Source organism: Flavobacterium sp. I-STPP5a, assembly GCF_009764685.1.
Lineage (GTDB): Bacteria > Bacteroidota > Bacteroidia > Flavobacteriales > Flavobacteriaceae > Flavobacterium.
In genome coordinates this window covers 47,493-65,073 of sequence record NZ_VHLM01000081.1, presented here as the reverse complement: position 1 = coordinate 65,073, position 17,581 = coordinate 47,493, and the positions used below count along the sequence as shown (strand labels likewise).

Below are 17,581 nucleotides of genomic sequence, written 5' to 3'. Positions count from 1 at the left end.
AGGGTATACTTCTATGGTTTTAGAAGAGAGACTGCGACGACATTTAAGTACACACAAAGGATTTACAGCAAGAGCCAAAGATTGGGCAATAGTTTATTCGGAGTTATTTGACCAAAAATCTTTAGCAGTTTCACGAGAGCAGGAAATTAAAAAATGGAAAAGTAAAACTAAAATTGTCGAATTAATTACAAAATAAGTAGCAGTTATCGCGTCCCGATTGCAAATCGGGAAGGCCGCAGGTTCGAATTTCCGTTTTCGGAATAAACACTGCCACCCCGACAAAAGCCGAACGATATCGTTCGGCTTTTTTTTATATAAAAAAAATTATGTTTCACGTTTACATTCTTTTTTCTAGATCACAAGACAAGTATTATGTAGGGTATACTTCTATGGTTTTAGAAGAGAGACTGCGACGACATTTAAGTACACACAAAGGATTTACAGCAAGAGCCAAAGATTGGGCAATAGTTTATTCGGAGTTATTTGACCAAAAATCTTTTGCAATTTCACGAGAGCAGGAAATTAAAAAATGGAAAAGTAAAACTAAAATTGTCGAATTAATTACAAAATAAGTAGCAGTTATAGCGTCCCGATTGTAAATCGGGAAGGCCGCAGGTTCGAATCCTGCCACCCCGACTTAATCCTTCTTGTTCAGTCAAGAAGGATTTTTTTATTGCCAAATAATTAAAACTGATGTAGTACTTTATTACGTACTGTAATAAAAGCTTATTTTTGTACCAAAAAATTTTAATAATCACACCATGTCAGATACGATCGAAAAAATTAAATGCCTTATTATAGGTTCTGGACCTGCAGGATATACAGCAGCAATTTATGCAGCAAGAGCTAATATGAATCCGGTATTGTACCAAGGAATGCAACCAGGCGGACAGTTAACAACTACAAACGAAGTAGAGAACTGGCCAGGGAATCCAGAAGGAATTACAGGGCCAGAAATGATGGTAGGTTTACAAGCTCAAGCGCAACGTTTTGGAACCGATGTGCGTGACGGTTGGGCTACAAGAGTTGATTTCTCTGGAGATATTCACAAAGTTTGGATTAATGAAACTAAAGAATTACACTGTGAAACAGTAATCATTTCAACTGGTGCTTCGGCTAAATATTTAGGCTTACCATCAGAGCAACATTACTTAAAAATGGGTGGTGGTGTTTCTGCATGTGCTGTTTGTGATGGTTTCTTTTATAGAAACCAAGAGGTGGTCATAGTAGGTGCAGGAGATTCAGCTTGTGAAGAGGCACACTATTTGTCTAAACTTTGTAAAAAAGTTACCATGCTAGTACGTAGCGAGAAATTTAGAGCTTCAAAAATTATGGAGGAGCGCGTACGCAAAACAGAAAATATCACCATTTTGATGAACCATGATACTGTTGAAGTACTTGGGGATGAACAAGTAGTTACAGGTGTAAAAGCGTTAAACAAAACTACAGGTGAAACTTTTGAAATTCCGGCAACAGGATTTTTCGTTGCCATTGGTCACAAGCCGAATACAGATATTTTTAAAGAGTTTATTACTCTTGATGAAACAGGATATATTGTTAACACGCCAGGTTCTTCACTTACAAATGTTGCAGGTGTTTTTGTAGCTGGTGACGCTGCTGATCATGTATACCGTCAGGCTATAACAGCAGCAGGAACAGGTTGTATGGCTGCACTTGATGCCGAAAGATATTTGGCAGCAAGGGAATAAACAATTTTTTATCATTAAAAAAAAAGTCTCTTTTATTTCAAAAGGGACTTTTTTTTTGAATAAATGTCCCGTCCTGAAATAGCGATACACAAAAACAATCGTTATGGAAGAATACACGAATTATGTAAAGCGCACCCAGCGAGATTACAGCATGTCCTTAAAACTTCAAATCGTTAGAGAAGTTGAGCAAGGTAGTTCATCAATTACCCAAATTAGAAAACAATATGGCATTCAAAGCCATGCTACAGTTCTGGGCTGGTTACGAAAATTTGGTAACTTTGATTGGGAAAACCAATCCCCTTTGAATATGGCAAAGTCACCCGAACAAAAAATTATGGAACTTGAAGTCCAAGTCAAGCTATTAGAAAAACAAAAGGCTCTTTTAGAACGACAAGCTTACGTTGCAGATAAAAAAGCAATCTTGTTTGACATGATGATTGATTTAGCTGAGAAAGAATATCATATCGATATCCGAAAAAACTCTGCACCCGAACAATCGCCCGCTTTAGAGCAAAAGAACAAAAAACAGTAGCGTTTACCTGTTATTTGTTCGGGATAGACAGACAGGTTTATTATCGAAAGACTAGAAGAATAGCATCCAAACAAAACAAAGCCAAAGAAGTGATTTTGATGGTGAATAATATCAGGAAGACAATGCCTAGAATAGGTACTCGAAAACTATATTATCTTTTGTTGGATAAACTTCAATTAATGAAAATTGGAAGAGATAAGTTCTTTGATATACTCAGAGCCAATCATTTATTGATACATCCTAAACGAAGTTATCATGTAACGACTAACTCACATCATCGATTTAATAAACATCAAAATCGAATTCTAGATTTAGAAATTAACAGACCAGAGCAAGTTTGGGTCTCTGATATAACCTATATAGGAAAAAGAGATAATCCTTGCTATTTAAGCTTAGTCACAGATGCTTATTCTAAAAAGATTATGGGATATTATGTTGCCGATAACATGAACACAGAAAGCAGTTTGAAGGCTTTTAAAATGGCTCTTAAAAACAGAAACAACAAAAACTTACCATTGATACATCATTCAGACAGAGGGATTCAATATTGTGCTAATGACTACCAAATGCAACTTAATAAAAATAAAATTCTATGCAGTATGACACAAAACTCTGACCCTTATGAAAATGCAGTGGCAGAAAGGATCAATGGTATTTTAAAACAGGAATTTAGGATTGACAAATACAATCAAAAAGCAGAAATCATGCAAAAAATTGTAAAAGAAGCTATTGATATCTATAATGAAATCAGACCTCATTATTCTAATTACATGCTTACTCCAAATCAGATGCATCACCAAAACAAAATTAAAATGAGAACCTATAAAACAAAAAACAGTAGCAAACCAGAGCTTGCTACTGTCTAAAATTGTACTTTTATTTTTTATTAATCCTGTATCACTTTATCAGGACTAGACAAAATTCTTCCACTTAAAATCTGTATCATTTTGGCTATTCAGTCTATCGTTAACTTGTACAAGGTGTTACAGACTTAACAGGTTTTAAAAACCTGTTAGGTCTCGATAGAACTCCTTTTTGTAAAGCGGTTTTAGTACAGTTGCATTCGATAATAAGCTCAAAGACCTCAAATGTAGTTACATATCAAAGTATACCAACGATGACCATATATCAGTAGAGATTGAGATTAATTGATTTTGGATTTGTGGGCATTACTAATATGTTAGAACTGGCTGCTCACCCTTAACCCTAGTGCTAATATATTTAATTGAGTCATGCTTTAACTGAAAATCAATATGTTTTATTTCTGTTCCGCAATAGTTACTTTGTTTAATTTTAAAACTCTTATTACTTGATTGGTGTTATCTACTACAAACAAACGGTCTTTTAGCAATGCACAATTAGTAATTGAGTTAAACGCATTTTCTCCCATAATGTCTGAATTATTGATGGTTGGGGTGTAATTTTGATCTAAAAAAATGTTTTTTGGATACAGTCGTATATAGTTAGTGCCTTTTAATTTTTCAGTTGTTATAGCCCAGTCATCGCTAAATACTACAGATAATGGAAGGTTGTCAGTTAGTGTTTTAGTATTAGGTAAAATAGGAACAGTCAACGAGCTAGTTGCGTTTTTTTCAATGTCTTTTAGATTGTAATTTAAAAAGCCGTTAGCGTTTTGTCCAGCTACTATTAAATTTCCATTGGAGATATCCATCGAATAGATTTCGGTGTAGCCTTTCAGGGTGTTTAATTTAGCTATTGGAGCTAAGTTCCAATTGCTGGTTTCAGTAATTTGTGCAGTTTGGAATACCTTAATTGAATTTTCTTTTTCTTTGACAAAAAGAAAACCATCTTTTGCTTTTAGTCCAAATACGTGAACAAAAGTTTGCCACCATTGTCCATTTCCAATCGTGTTTATGCCTGATAATGTTTTTTCGTCCAAAACAAAAATTCTTGAGTCAATGCTACCAAGGTAAATACGGTCATTGTCAATAGAAATAGAGGATAGTTTTGTGAACGGAATTGTGGTAGATCCTTTTGTATAGCTTTTGACACTCGAAAGATAAGATAAAGTTGTGGCATCAAATATTTCAAGAATATCACCATTGCAGATGTATAATTTGTTATTGGCAATAGTGATAGCGTTAGCTTCTAAAGTAGCTTTCCCTCCAGTAATTTGATTGGCTTTGATAGTCGTTTCGTTACTCAAGTAATAAGATTGATATTTGGTAGGCTCATAAACCATATCAGAATCTTTAGTGCAACAAGCTAAAATAAATAAGATAGCTATATATAAAATTTTTTTCATAGTAGTAAGTGGTATTAATTCCATTTTCCTTCTCCTTTGTATTTAAGTAAGAAGGGGTTGTTAGGGCTGATTTTGAAAACGGGTTTTTTGTAGTCTTTTTTGTTTAGATAAGCTGTTTTTGTCCATCCTTTTAGTATTTCAGGATCTATAAAAGGAAGGTCGTTTAGGTAAATCAAATATTTATAAAAATGAGTGAGCATTTCTTGTTGTCCTCCACCTTCACCACTATTTGCTAAATTACTACTATGGCTAAATCCAATATGATGAGAATATTCATGAGACCAAATAGACATTTCACCTAACCAATGTCCAGTGATGTAGTCTGACTCCCATTGCGAAGCCAGCGCGCCTCCTCCCCAAGCACTTCCGCCTCCTACCATTGCTAGGTAAACGGCTCTAGAGTCTAAGTAATTCAAATAAATTTTTTCTATTTCTTCCTTCGTGTAATAATCATAAACGCCATTCACATCATCAGTGTTACCATGCCAATTTAAAGCACCATTTATTGCTGTTCCTGCTAATGTTGCTTGTTCTTGTTTGTATTTATCAAAATTGGAAAAGGTTTGATAATACAGTGGGTGACTTAAAGCATAGGAGTAATTGATGATCATTGTGATAGCTTCTTTGGCCAAAACAGGATTCATTGGAAGAAATTTTCCTGGTTCATTGATATGGTAACCATCGTGAAATTGCACTAAATGATTGGATTTTATTTTTTTAAATTTGGCAAATAATGGATCTGTTGATGTAACAGAAAATTCAATAGATCCCGATGAAAATCCTTCTATTTTATCAATCGTTACCGTTTTACCATTTTCTAACAAATAATCATTTTTGCCAACTACTAAAGGGATTTGATGTACCGAGCGATGAAACGCAGGAATTTTACTAAAGTGAAAGAGTACGAATTTGTTTTCGTAATTTGGGAGTTTAGCATATATATTTACATCTGTTAAGGCAACAGGTGAATACAAGGAAACTTGTATAAAATCCTTTCCTTTTAGTATGACTTGAAGAGGCTGGTTAACTCGAAACCAACGATCTTTTTTGTCATACATACTTGCTGGGTCTTCATTGTCTTCAAAAAGTGTCATGGGTTTATTACCAGCAGGTAAATTGGTAGCATCAATACTTGATAAATAATTGGGCTGGTAATTTTTGTAGTTTACTTCGGTTTCACAATTTGTGAATAAGGACAAAACAGTCAATAGTAAAAAACAATGCATTGCATTTTTTAGAACTTGATTCATAGGTTAGGTTTTAGAATATGGGTTTGCAAATATATTTTTTCTTTTATTATTTAATCCATCTACAACGTTTTTAATTGACTAAATTTATTCTTCCTGAATATATTGACTGATAATAATTTTGAATAGTAAAGCTATTCCTTAGAAAATAGAACAGAGTATTTGCCACACGGGGAATTAAGATAAAGCAACTTGTAAACCGGTAAACTTCCCGATTGGGCATCCACAAAAAACAAAAGCACAAAAAAACAGGCAATTGCCTGTTTTTTGTTTTTAGTAAAGTTACAGTTATTTCAATTTCTTGATTAACTTAGTCTCGTCAGCAAACTTTTTGATGGTTATTTTAGGGTTTCCTACGAGCTGGATTTCAGTTTTATTGGCTGCATCAATACTTAATGTTGTGCTTGAATTTATGATGCAACTAGCATATCCTTCAATAGTTAGTTCCGTGTTTTTCAGGGTTAATTTATTGGCTGTTAAGCTGGAGTTGTTGTCTAAACGCAAGATAGCATTCGAGGCATCACCTTCAATAGTGGCATCAGCTTTTTGGTACAAATCTGTTTTGAAATCAACGGTTGTAACCAGCGCTTTTAAACTAGAATTTTTACTCATTTCAATAGTAGCTTTTTCTGATTTGATATTAAGCTCACCTTTTGCTTTGTCATCAGCTTGATAAATTACTGATTTAGAATTGATGTTTAAAAATAATTTAGACGTGCCGCTTGCTTTTAGGATTACGCTATCTAATAATAATTCTTGGATGGCATTTACGGTAGTCTCGTCTTTGGCTTGAATTGTTTTTAAATTCTCTGTATAGGTTACTCGAACAATCAATTTTTTATAAGCTGTAGCTTTTTTATTGGTGTAAATACGTAATTTTTTTTCGTTTTCGTCAAGTGCCACTACGTCGTGTAAATTATCGTCCGTTTCAACTTTTATGCCTGCTTTTTCTCCTCTTTCTAGATGTACTTCTAGATTGTTTTCAATTTGTAAGGTTTCAAAGTCTGCAATTTTTCGTTCTACAATTGTAACAATTTTGGAACCTTTTACTTTATCAGATTTTTGAGCAAATGCTACATTTGCTGTGGCTATAAGTAGCACTAAGAGGAAATTTTTTTTCATGTCTTGATATTTATTACTTACAAATATAAAAAAAATCATCCACTAGTTAGGGATGATTTTTTTGTTTGAATAAGTCTTTTATTCTGCGCTAATGCTACCGCCCGAACTAGTATTTTTTTGGATTGACTTGGGTTGTATGTCATAATGAATTACACCACCGCTAGAAGCTTCTGCATTTAAACTCACAATGGGATGCACATTAATACTAGCACCGCTTGAAACATCAGCTCTAACTACATTTGTTAACAAGTCATAAGCGTTGATTTCACTTCCGCTTGAAGCTGTATTTTTCGTCTCTAGTGCTTTTCCATTTACTTTTATTTCACTACCGCTACTAGTGTCACAGCTCACAACATCAGCTTCTATGCTAAGGTCCATGGTTGCAGCACTTGATGTATTAAGTCTAATGTTTTCTCCTTTTAAGGTGTTCTTACTCACAATCGTTGCTCCGCTTGTAGCTTCAAGTTCATCAATAACTGGCATTCTTACGATTACCTTTTTAACATCGGCATCATTCATTAAATTTTTGTCAAAGGTGATTACAAGCGTACCATTTTCAACTTCCGTAGTCAAATATTCTTGTAAGTTTTCGTCCGTTTCTACAATGACTTCAACCTTGTCTGATTGTTCTATTTCAACATCAATGCCACTATTTACTTCGATACTTTTAAATCGCTCTGTAATTTTTCGGTTTTCTGTGGTTACATTTCCGTTTCCTTCAACAGCGTCAAAATTAAAATGGCAAGAGGTGCAAAATAAGGCAATAAGTACACCTACAATAAACTTAGTAATGAGTGTGATAATTTTTAGCATGATTATTTATTTTTTACAATTATTCCGTCCTTATTTATTGATAACCCTTTTCCAGAGCCTTTTTTAGTTTCGTTTGTGTTTTCTACATTGCTCTCTATTGAAGTACTATCAACTTCACTTGAATATTCAGAATTGTATACCTCTTCCTCTTGAGTTTCTGAATCATTATATTCATTTTCATCAGCAGGGCAATTTAAACATTTTATTTTATCTGATGTAACTTTGTAAACGTAATTATCTGAGCTGTAGTGTAAATTAAAGAATTCATCGTCAGATCTGTCGTAGTTTTGTACAGATGAATCAGGCTTAATATAAGTTCCTACAGGAACAAATAGGGTGATATCTACACTTTGATCACGGTATTTATTTTTTAATTCAGTAATCATGTAATTATCTAAAACAATTTGATTCCCATTGATGGAATACGCATATTTAATTTTCTGAGCTCTTTTTTTAGCTTCAGATAATGATATACCTCTAGCTTCTTTTTCTATTTGAAGGTAAGGTAGTTTTTCATCTGTTTTTTCAATTTTAAAACGCACATCATTAGAGTAAATAATGTTAGTTCCAGTGGAGTCTTGTGTTACCTCAAAATTTCTATTGTCATCTACGTTCTTGGCAAAATAATCGTTGTATCTAAATTTGATGTACAATGTATCTGTAGGTTTTAAATTGATGGTTTCTTTTTTTACATCTCTACCATCTACTGCAAATGCACTAGCTTGTTTAATCCCAATTGAGATAGCAATAGAAACTGCAATAATCCAAATAGCAAGCAAGGTATACTTTACAATATTCCCTATTGATTTCATGTTTGGTGCTAGTAATTTAAACCCTAGCAACGTTAAGAAAAAGAACGGAATCCCAACTGCAAAAAACATAAGTAATCCAAAAGACCACACAGGATAATCAGTAAAATTGCCTGCTTCTATAAAATTTTGCCAAGGGAAATCGATAAACAATCCAGAACCCAATGTGAAAATACCAATCAACAAGAAAAATAAAACCGTGATTCCAGACAAGATCAATAATATGCCTAAGAATTTTGCAAAAACTTTAAAAACAGTCATGATAAAATCTCCAAACGAGCTTCCTATTTTGTTTGCTCCAGTTCTTATTTGATTTCCGTATTTGTCATAATCTACATTTTTTAGCTTTCCAGAAACGTTCTCAAACTCTTCTCTAACTTTTTTTTCAATGTTTGATATATTAACAGGTTCTCCAGTCATTTCAAGCTTTTCAGAGGTTGTTACGGCCTCTGGTGTTACAATCCATAAAATGATATACGCTAAAATACCAGTTCCAAAACCAGCAAAAACCAGCAATACTAGTACTATTCTGATCCACACGGCATCAACCCCAAAATAGTAACCCAATCCTTGTGCTACACCACCTAGCATACCTTTTTCTTTATCACGATACAGTTTTTTAGTTCTTCTGCTCGTGTTTTGGTATGGTTTTGCTTCGGCGTTTTCGTCTTCAATGATATAGTCTTCAGGTTGCCCCATAACTGCAATCATTTCATCAACTTCTTTCAACCCTATAACATGCTTGTCGCTTATTTGTTTTTCATTCAACAATTCAGACACACGCATTTCAATGTCTTTTAATATTTCATCGTGTCCAGATGAGTTTGATAAAGAGCGCTTAATAGCATCAAAGTATCGAGTCAATTTTTGGTATGCATTTTCATCTATATGAAAAACCATTCCGCCTAGGTTTATATTTACAGTCTTGTTCATGATTATTATTTTTGGTTGGTTATAAGGTTTACAGCATCTGATAATTCAGTCCAGGTGCCACTAAGTTCTTTTAAAAAAGTTTGTCCTATTTCGGTCAAGCCATAATACTTTCTTGGTGGTCCTGATGTAGACTCTTCCCAACGATAATTGAGCAAACCGTCATTTTTAAGTCGAGTCAATAAAGGATAAATAGTGCCCTCAACAACTAGTAATTTTGCGTTTTTTAAAGTGTCTAATATTTCTGATGTGTATGCGTCTTTCTCTTTTAGTACCGATAGGATGCAAAACTCAAGAACACCTTTGCGCATTTGTGCTTTTGTGTTTTCAATGTTCATAATTTCATTTTTTTGATTTTGTGTGATTAAAACTGTTCATTCTTTGATTGATTTTCCGGATTTTACCCCAGCGTGATTGATTATTATGATGATTTTTTAGGAGCAGTCAACTCCCGTTTTTTTAAGAACTTTTATTCCTGCTTTTCACTCTATCTTTTCTGGTCTCTAAAAAACGAGACCATAAAAGGATGCCGTTGCAATCAGGGCTATACAGAACTTCTATTGCTCTCCTGTCTATTTTAAAAACGGAATGGTAAGCGGGTATTTATATGCTATGCCATTAGATGTTTGCATCGAAGCGTAAATAATATAAAAGAACTCAACAACTTTTAGTATTAAAAAAAGTAAAAGACTCACAATTCCTACCGTTAAAAATCCAGCATTGTCACTAAAATTAAAATCAGACAAGATAAAATTGTGATTCTCATGCAAGCTATTCAAAGGTATATTTTTAAATACAGTGATTAAAAAACAAGGAATTGCTATCATTAACAAAACTAATGAATAGAGTAATAAACTCAACTGAAAATTAATAGCTTGTTTCCCGTGGTGATCCACAAATTCCGAGTCTCCTTTTTTAGTGCTCCACAATACAATTGGGAAAATGTAATTCCCAAAAGGAATAAAATATTGAGTTAGTGTACTCAAGTGTGTAAATGTGGCAATGTTTTTTTCTGTAGATGATTCCATTTTTTTTTGATTTTTTTAGATTTCTGATGATGATTGAAACTGATTTGATTTTTAGATTAATTAGGCTACCTAGTAATTTCTTATGCAAATATATGTTTAAAAAACAGTATCTTGTTTCGCATAGTACCAAATATTAACATAAAATTAACAAATAAATTTAATAGGCGTGCATAGTATTTTTTTGTATTTTAGCCAAATATCAAATGGCAATAACCCTGACAGCCCATGTATTACCATTTGTAATTAAAATTCATAAACTAGAAAGCCTATGTTACTTACTGCATCAAAACTTAATAAATTTTTACTTTTCAAATTACCATCGGCTTTTATTTGCGGAGTTCGCGTAAAAAACATTGACGAAAAAAAATGTGTTGTATCTGTAAAACACCGTTGGATCAATCAAAATCCGTTTAACTCCATGTATTTTGCCGTTCAAGCTATGGCGGCAGAATTGACCACGGGTGCACTTGTGATGTTTCAAATTCAAAAAAGTGGTCGTAAAATATCAATGTTAGTTGCAAACAACAAAGGAAACTTTACCAAAAAAGCAACGGGTCGCATTACTTTTACGTGCAATGACGGACATTTAATTGAGAAAGCAATTCAGGAAACTATTGCTACAGGAGAGGGGCAAACCTTTTGGATGAAATCCATTGGCACAGATGAAAAAGGAGTGCAAGTTTCAGAAATGGACTTTGAGTGGAGTGTGAGAGTAAAATAATTACCTACTTATATAAAAGTAAAACGCCTCTAGAAAGAGGCGTTTTTTGTATCATACATATCGGTTTTTAGCATTTTTTACCGGCACTTGATGCATCGCATTTTTTTCCTTTGGCTTTGCATGCTGCCATACATTTTTCAATTTCAGCTGCTGACATGGCTGCTTTTCCACCTTTTTTAGAACAACAAGCCTCTTTTTTTGCTTTTTCTTTGGCTACTGCTTTAACTTCTTGAGCATTCATTTGAAGTGTAAAAAAAGCAATTACAGCTAGGGATACTATTTTTTTCATAAGTTTTGATTTTTGAATTTTGTATTTCAAATATAAAGATTTTATGCAATGTTGAATCTCTTATTGTGAAAAAATTAGTCTTTATGCCGCCACTTTAACATATAAAAATAGTTTAAGAAGCTATTATAGTCATTTTTTGTATGAACTGGTTTTAATATCTAAAATGCTATAAACGTGTTAATAATACATTCTAAAATCAAGTAATTTGCACAAAGCATACTGTTTTTGATGTAGTTCTTCAACAATTTCAAAAATATCATCTTGCTCTTCAAAGATTCCAAAAAACAAACGGTCTAGCGCGGTACTACTCACATTAGGAAGGAATGCACCATAGCCCGAGACAGCTTTTGCACCAGTAACATCAATAAAATATTGTGCCTCATCTGGTGATAAGTCAAGAATTTTTGAATTCGCAAAATGAACAATTTTCCCTCTCATTTTCCCTTCAAATAATTCGGCTATTTCTTCAAGACTGTAAAAATATTCGTTGATGCAAATCGTATTGGCTTCGCCAGGCATTACCAGATAGATGATTTCATAATTGGTAAAATTATGATCGTCATATAGTAAGGTGTTTAAGCTTTCTTCTAGTCCTTCTATGGTGTCACATGTTTTATAAATACTAGTCAATCCTTGATCTGACGCTAGTTTTTCTAGATGTTTGACAACTTCGGTATCTAGATTTTCCTCTACATCGGCTACAGCCTCAAGACAGAAAATAAATGTATCGGTTTCCATTGTATTCGATTTAGATGATGTAAAAAATAAAGAATTCCAAATGGCACTATACCTAATTTAAAATATCTCATGATAACAAAAATAAGGTTCTACGGCTATATTCTTGCCTAAACGAGTGTGAAGTTATTGCAAAAAAAGTGTTGTGAACATCGTTTTTTTTGTAAGACTAGTATTTGATTTAGATGTTTTTTTACGTCGATTCGTTTTTTATAAAACCCAACTAAGAATTATTGATATCTTTTTTTGAGTATGATTAAGGCTACTACTTTGGTTTCTAATAAGATATATTTGAGAAGTAAAATTGGGTCGATTGTTCGCAATGCTATTTCCATTTCATGATGAATCATGTTTAAAATGGCCTTGTTTTCTTCGGTAGTCGTATTCATGTTTAATGCATGGATTACAATTTTATATGTAGACCGGTTGTATTTTCGCGTTTTTGAATTCAATCTTCTAAAACGGTAGGTACTCAAGGAATTTTTTAATTCTCTTTTTTGTAACAGAATTTGGTCTATGTAATCAAAGTTGTAGCTGCGCGCTGCTCGTATCCAGAAATCATAATCTTCATAATGCAAGTTTTCATTATAGCCATTTAGCTTTTCATAAACTTCTCTTTTTGCCATTGCCGAAACGGAACAAACATTATTGTCTAAACGCAATAATCCTAAATAAATGTCGCCTGTAGGTTGACTTTGTATTCGTTTTTTATTTTGGTCTACCTCAAAAAAATATCTAAAATGCGTCTTGTCTTCAAAAACCATTTCGGCATTTCCGTATACAATTCCAAGATTAGGGTAAGTGCTGTTTTTAAACTGTTCTAGTTGCGTGGCTACACAATCGGGATGGAGTAAATCATCAGTTGCAAAATCAATAATATAGGAGCCAGTTGAGCGCTTGAAGGCGGTATTAAAAGATTTTGTATTCCCTTGGTTTACACGATTGGCAATAAAAATAACATTGGGATAGTTAACGAGCCATTTTTCAATCTCTTCCGCAGAATTATCTGTGCTACAGTCATCTACAATAATAATTTCAATGTTTTTATGCGTTTGATTTACAATTGATTCCAGTCCTTCTTGAACAAATTTTTCATGATTGTAACAAAGACAGATAACGGAAACTAGTGGATTGTAATTCATTTGAACAAAGAAGTGTTTATATTTGAAGCTAAATTAGTAAATTAAAAATGATTCCGAAAAAAACAACAATTGCTCTTGTGGGCGATTCACTGGGTGGCGGTGGTGCAGAACGTGTGCATGCCGTGTTGTCTGTTTTTTTTGAAAGCAAAGGAATTGAAGTTCACAATATTATTTTTGTTGACGATATAGTTTACGATTACAAAGGAGTTGTGCTGAATTTAGGTAAAAAAAATACCGCGACAACCTTTAGAAAGCTACGACGATTGCACGAGTTACGAAGTTATTTTAAAGAACATCATTTTGATTTTGTTCTTGATTTTCGCTATCGAGTGAATACAATTAATGAATTTTTGATGGCACATTATGTCTATCAAACGAGTGTTATTTATACCATTCATAGTGGGATTTTACACAATTACATTTCAAAGAAACCCTGGGTTGCACGTTTTATTTATGGAAAACATAATTTTGTTACCGTAAGTAAAGCACTGGAAAAGGCGTTGCTCCAGCAGTATAATATTAAAGCTCAAACCATTTACAATCCTTTTGAAGTCGAAAAGATTCAAGAATTAGCTCTTGCTAGTATGCCAATAGATGATACCTATATCATTGCTGTGGGTCGAATGAACGAAAAGGTAAAACAATTTGATGTGTTGATAGAGGCGTATTCTAAAACGGTATTGCCACAAAATGGAATAAAATTAAAAATTATTGGTTCTGGAGTCTATCTTGAGGATTTAAAACGGCTTGTTGCTGAAAAAAAATTAGGTGATTTGGTAGAGTTTTTGGGTTATCAAAAAAATCCTTTTTGTTACCAAAAAAACGCTCTTTATACAGTAGTTACCAGTGAATATGAGGGGCTTTCAAATGTGATTATAGAAAGTTTGTTAGTAGGAACTCCTGCCATTTCCTATGATTGTTTTGCTGGGCCAAGTGAAATTATTACAGACCGATTCAATGGTTTGCTAGTTGAAAATCAAAATAAGGAGCAACTGGTCAAGGCTATAGATTTACTTTATACGGATGCTGAATTGAGAGCATTTTGCAAAGCGAATAGTGTACCAAGTACACTTCGGTTTTCAGTAGAAAAAATTGGAAATGAATGGCTTGATTATTTAAATAGGAAGAGTTAAGATGCAAATAGAAATTATAGACATACCCAAGATTGAAAATGTGCTTGGGAACATTGCAGTCATAGAAAATGAGGTGATTCCGTTTGACATTAAACGTGTGTATTATTTATTTGATATTCCTAGTTCCTCAAAAAGAGGCGGACATTCTCATAAACAGCTGCAACAAGTTTTAATTGCCATTTCAGGGAGTTTTGATGTAGTTTTAAAAGATGGAATTACAGAAAAAACCATTACCTTAAATAAACCTGATAAGGGATTATTGATTAAAAATGATACGTGGCGCGAACTTGAAAATTTTTCATCAGGTGCCGTTTGTCTTGTCTTGGCATCATCCACTTTTGATGAGGAGGATTATATTAGGGATTTTGATACTTTCATCAACTCAAAAAAATGAAACTACTTTATATAGTTCCGAATATTAATAATGAAGGAGGAGTTGCAAGAATCTTATCCTTGAAAACGAATTATTTTATCACAAAATGCGGTTATGAAGTCCATATTTTAACTCAGAATAAGGGGAATACTCCCTTGTTTTACTCTTTTCATGAGGATGTTGTGTTTCATGACATGCAATTAAAAGGTGCTGCTCCTTTGTTTGCTTTTCAATATTATAAGGCTTTAAATCAATATATTTCCCTTATTAAACCAAATTGTATTTTGGTTTGCGATAATGGATTAAAAGCTTTTTTGTTGCCTTTTTTTATTCGCCGCAAAATTCCACTTTTGTTAGAGATTCACAGTTCCATTCATGTACAAGAACATCCCTCTTCGCATGCTGTATTCAATTCTTTGAAACAGAATTTGCAATATCATTTCAAAAAGTATGCTGCTCAAAAGTATACTAAAGTTGTATTTTTATCTCATGAAAGTGCTCTAGAATGGAATGTTAGGAAGAAAGCAATAATTCCTAATCCATTATGGTTTTCTGTAAATTCTGTTGCGCCGCTTTCATCTAGAAAGGTGATTGCTGTAGCTAGAAATACTTATGAGAAAGGGCTTGACAGGTTGTTGCCTATTTGGAAAGAAGTCGTAGCATTATATCCATCTTGGAAATTAGAATTATACTGTGGCAACTACCAAGATCTTGAAGTGTTAACACGAGAGTTAGGAATACAAGATTCAGTAGTTTTTTTAGACCCAACCAAAACGATTCAAGAGGTTTATTTACAAGCAACTATTTATGTTTTGACGTCTCGGTACGAGTGCTTTCCTATGGTTTTACTGGAGGCAATGGCTTCTGGAGTTCCTTGTGTTGCTTATGATTGTCCTTGTGGTCCAAGAGCAATTATCAATCATGGTGTTGATGGATTGTTCGTTGAAGATGGTAATCAAGATGAATTTATAAAACAATTGCAGTTGTTGATGAGCAATGAAACGCTTCGTTTAGAAATGGGCAAAAAAGCGCAAGCTACAAGTAATGCTTACCAGATAGAACACGTTATGCCTGAATGGAAAAAATTAATAAAGTCCTTAACTTAAAAGCTTTTGCTTTGAAATAGAACATAAATACCCTAATCTAAAACAATTAAAAAAGAATAATTTTGGATTGTTACTTTTTAAATTTTGTTCTAATGCTTTCGAAAATATTTTGAAAGCTAGCGCTATACCGTATTGAAGTTTACTACGAACTAAAAAATCATATAGAGAAAGCAATTTGACAAACTTAAAATCAATTGTTTTTGTTTGATACAATTGCTGCAAATTTTCCAGAGATTGCTTGGTTTTATTTAAATAATCATAGTTTGTGTCAATATCACCATGTTCTACAGGATTTTCAAGATGCTTTAAAGAAAAAAGTTTGAGACTCAAGCGATAGGAAAGTTGGGTATCGTCATGACCGTATTTTGTAGTGTTCGTGTCGAATTTTACCGTATCAAAACACTTTTTTTTGATGAGTGTATTGTTAAAAAGCAGTGCAGAATACCCTTTTCTTTCTCGTTCAGGGGTACTTTGGTCTTCCATATAGCGACCGTATTTCCAGCGCAGTTTTTGATTATTTGAAGGGCATTTTTCAGGATGTACACGGCCACCATAAATAATATCGAAAGTGTTTATTTGTTTGATGTAGTGATGAATATAGTTTTTGTTTATGATAACAGAATCGCCATCTAAAAAAAGCAGCCAATCATATTTTGATTGTGCTGCTAGATTATTTCTATTTTCTCGGTGGCTAATATTATTTTTTAAGGAAACAAAACTACAATTAGATAAGTCGTTTATTTTTTCATTAAAACGATTCAAATCTGATTGTGAAGCATCATCTTGGCAAATAATTTCGAATGGTATTTCTTGTTTTACACATTGTCTATGCAGTTCTTGAACGGTAGGAAATGCATTGAAATTATAAATAGGAACAAGAATAGAAAGCATTACGAATTGCGTTGCTGTATCACTTCGAATATTTTAGCATCCTCACATTTTAATGTTTTTGATGGGAATTTCATCAATAAAGCATAATCATGAGTAGCCATAATGACTGTTTTTCCTATACTATTAATCTTTTTTAGTACTTCAAGAACTTCGGCACTGGTTTGAGGATCAAGATTTCCCGTAGGTTCATCAGCAAGGATTAGCTCTGGATCGTTTAGTAATGCACGAGCAATAGCCACACGCTGTTGTTCTCCACCAGATAATTGATGTGGCATTTTTCTGCCAAATTCACCCATACCTACTTTATTTAGAACTTCCTCAATTTTAGATTCCATTTCACCGTTATCTGTCCAGCCTGTAGCTTTAAGCACAAATAACATGTTGTCATTTACAGTACGATCGGGTAGTAATTTAAAATCTTGGAAAACAATTCCTATTTTTCGTCTCAAAAACGGAATATCATCTTCTTTTAAGGTAACCAAATCAAAGTCAACAATTGTTCCTTTTCCTTCAGTCAAAGGCATATCTGCGTAAAGTGTTTTCATCAAACTACTTTTACCAGAACCTGTTTTACCTATGATGTAAAGAAATTCGCCATGCTTTACCTCCAAGTTTACATCAGATAAAATTGATTTATTTTCTTGATAAATAGTTACATTTTTTAAGGATACTACGGATTGTGACATGTTTTACATTTGTTTATGGGGTAAAAGTAAGAAGTTAACGCAACGATTC

At 33.4% G+C, this 17,581-nt stretch carries 21 protein-coding genes; 9 read left to right on the top strand and 12 right to left on the bottom strand.

The window, feature by feature from the left end; translation table 11 throughout:
* The 5 genes from FJV36_RS15810 to FJV36_RS15795 form a co-directional block, all read left to right on the top strand.
* A partial coding sequence (locus tag FJV36_RS15810) for a GIY-YIG nuclease family protein (RefSeq protein ID WP_158981251.1) occupies positions 1-196 on the top strand: 196 nt, incomplete at its 5' end.
* Between the two features lie 130 nt (positions 197-326).
* Positions 327-572: a GIY-YIG nuclease family protein gene (locus FJV36_RS15805; protein ID WP_158727696.1), complete on the top strand. Its 246-nt coding sequence runs from the start codon at positions 327-329 to the stop codon at positions 570-572.
* A 189-nt stretch (positions 573-761) separates the two neighbouring features.
* The gene (gene trxB, locus FJV36_RS15800; protein WP_086454620.1) at positions 762-1,709 is read left to right on the top strand and encodes a thioredoxin-disulfide reductase; all 948 of its coding nucleotides are present in this window, start codon (positions 762-764) and stop codon (positions 1,707-1,709) included.
* A 103-nt stretch (positions 1,710-1,812) separates the two neighbouring features.
* Positions 1,813-2,241, top strand: coding sequence for a hypothetical protein (locus FJV36_RS16390; protein WP_199250851.1), 429 nt, complete (start codon positions 1,813-1,815; stop codon positions 2,239-2,241).
* A 14-nt stretch (positions 2,242-2,255) separates the two neighbouring features.
* Positions 2,256-3,107: an IS3 family transposase gene (locus FJV36_RS15795; RefSeq protein WP_199250852.1), complete on the top strand. Its 852-nt coding sequence runs from the start codon at positions 2,256-2,258 to the stop codon at positions 3,105-3,107.
* Positions 3,108-3,499: 392 nt separating this feature from the next.
* Here FJV36_RS15795 and FJV36_RS15790 read toward each other — a convergent pair whose 3' ends face one another.
* The 7 genes from FJV36_RS15790 to FJV36_RS15760 all read right to left on the bottom strand — a co-directional run bounded on the left by FJV36_RS15790 (position 3,500) and on the right by FJV36_RS15760 (position 10,456).
* Positions 3,500-4,507: a hypothetical protein gene (locus tag FJV36_RS15790; RefSeq protein ID WP_233264509.1), complete on the bottom strand. Its 1,008-nt coding sequence runs from the start codon at positions 4,505-4,507 to the stop codon at positions 3,500-3,502.
* Positions 4,508-4,521: 14 nt separating this feature from the next.
* Complete coding sequence (locus FJV36_RS15785) at positions 4,522-5,757, bottom strand: hypothetical protein (protein WP_233264510.1); 1,236 nt, start codon at positions 5,755-5,757, stop codon at positions 4,522-4,524.
* Between the two features lie 285 nt (positions 5,758-6,042).
* A complete protein-coding gene (locus tag FJV36_RS15780; RefSeq protein ID WP_158727697.1) occupies positions 6,043-6,876 on the bottom strand; it encodes a GIN domain-containing protein in 834 nt (277 codons plus the stop codon).
* Between the two features lie 78 nt (positions 6,877-6,954).
* The gene (locus tag FJV36_RS15775) at positions 6,955-7,689 is read right to left on the bottom strand and encodes a head GIN domain-containing protein (protein ID WP_086454623.1); all 735 of its coding nucleotides are present in this window, start codon (positions 7,687-7,689) and stop codon (positions 6,955-6,957) included.
* A gap of 2 nt (positions 7,690-7,691) precedes the next feature.
* A complete protein-coding gene (locus FJV36_RS15770) occupies positions 7,692-9,431 on the bottom strand; it encodes a PspC domain-containing protein (protein ID WP_086454624.1) in 1,740 nt (579 codons plus the stop codon).
* Positions 9,432-9,436: 5 nt separating this feature from the next.
* Entirely contained in the window at positions 9,437-9,766 is a 330-nt protein-coding gene (locus FJV36_RS15765; RefSeq protein WP_086454625.1) for a PadR family transcriptional regulator, read from the bottom strand.
* Between the two features lie 234 nt (positions 9,767-10,000).
* Entirely contained in the window at positions 10,001-10,456 is a 456-nt protein-coding gene (locus FJV36_RS15760; RefSeq protein WP_086454626.1) for a DUF4870 domain-containing protein, read from the bottom strand.
* Between the two features lie 268 nt (positions 10,457-10,724).
* On the opposite strand from FJV36_RS15760, the gene FJV36_RS15755 reads away from it, so the two are divergent.
* Complete coding sequence (locus FJV36_RS15755; RefSeq protein ID WP_086453722.1) at positions 10,725-11,177, top strand: DUF4442 domain-containing protein; 453 nt, start codon at positions 10,725-10,727, stop codon at positions 11,175-11,177.
* A gap of 67 nt (positions 11,178-11,244) precedes the next feature.
* On the opposite strand, the gene FJV36_RS15750 is transcribed toward FJV36_RS15755, so the two are convergent.
* The 3 genes from FJV36_RS15750 to FJV36_RS15740 form a co-directional block, all read right to left on the bottom strand.
* Complete coding sequence (locus FJV36_RS15750) at positions 11,245-11,466, bottom strand: hypothetical protein (RefSeq protein WP_144893270.1); 222 nt, start codon at positions 11,464-11,466, stop codon at positions 11,245-11,247.
* A gap of 177 nt (positions 11,467-11,643) precedes the next feature.
* Complete coding sequence (locus FJV36_RS15745; RefSeq protein WP_158727698.1) at positions 11,644-12,204, bottom strand: DUF6642 family protein; 561 nt, start codon at positions 12,202-12,204, stop codon at positions 11,644-11,646.
* A gap of 227 nt (positions 12,205-12,431) precedes the next feature.
* Entirely contained in the window at positions 12,432-13,343 is a 912-nt protein-coding gene (locus FJV36_RS15740) for a glycosyltransferase (protein ID WP_158727699.1), read from the bottom strand.
* A 47-nt stretch (positions 13,344-13,390) separates the two neighbouring features.
* Here FJV36_RS15740 and FJV36_RS15735 point away from each other — a divergent pair, with 47 nt between their 5' ends.
* Genes FJV36_RS15735 through FJV36_RS15725 form a run of 3 tightly spaced genes read left to right on the top strand, consistent with a single transcriptional unit; the run spans position 13,391 to position 15,955 of the window.
* The gene (locus tag FJV36_RS15735; protein ID WP_158727700.1) at positions 13,391-14,476 is read left to right on the top strand and encodes a glycosyltransferase; all 1,086 of its coding nucleotides are present in this window, start codon (positions 13,391-13,393) and stop codon (positions 14,474-14,476) included.
* 1 nt (position 14,477) lies between these two features.
* The gene (locus FJV36_RS15730) at positions 14,478-14,870 is read left to right on the top strand and encodes an FdtA/QdtA family cupin domain-containing protein (RefSeq protein ID WP_158727701.1); all 393 of its coding nucleotides are present in this window, start codon (positions 14,478-14,480) and stop codon (positions 14,868-14,870) included.
* The gene (locus FJV36_RS15725; RefSeq protein ID WP_158727702.1) at positions 14,867-15,955 is read left to right on the top strand and encodes a glycosyltransferase family 4 protein; all 1,089 of its coding nucleotides are present in this window, start codon (positions 14,867-14,869) and stop codon (positions 15,953-15,955) included. Before FJV36_RS15730 ends, FJV36_RS15725 begins: the two co-directional genes overlap by 4 nt.
* Here the strand turns inward: FJV36_RS15725 and FJV36_RS15720 are convergent.
* Both FJV36_RS15720 and FJV36_RS15715 read right to left on the bottom strand, forming a co-directional pair.
* Entirely contained in the window at positions 15,947-16,846 is a 900-nt protein-coding gene (locus FJV36_RS15720) for a glycosyltransferase (RefSeq protein WP_158727703.1), read from the bottom strand. The two genes, FJV36_RS15725 and FJV36_RS15720, sit on opposite strands and share 9 nt — an antisense overlap.
* Positions 16,846-17,532 carry a cell division ATP-binding protein FtsE gene (locus tag FJV36_RS15715; protein WP_158727704.1) on the bottom strand — a complete coding sequence of 229 codons (687 nt, stop codon included), beginning with the start codon at positions 17,530-17,532 and terminating at the stop codon, positions 16,846-16,848. The genes FJV36_RS15720 and FJV36_RS15715 overlap by 1 nt, the downstream gene beginning before the upstream one ends.
* Between the last annotated feature and the right edge of the window lie 49 nt (positions 17,533-17,581).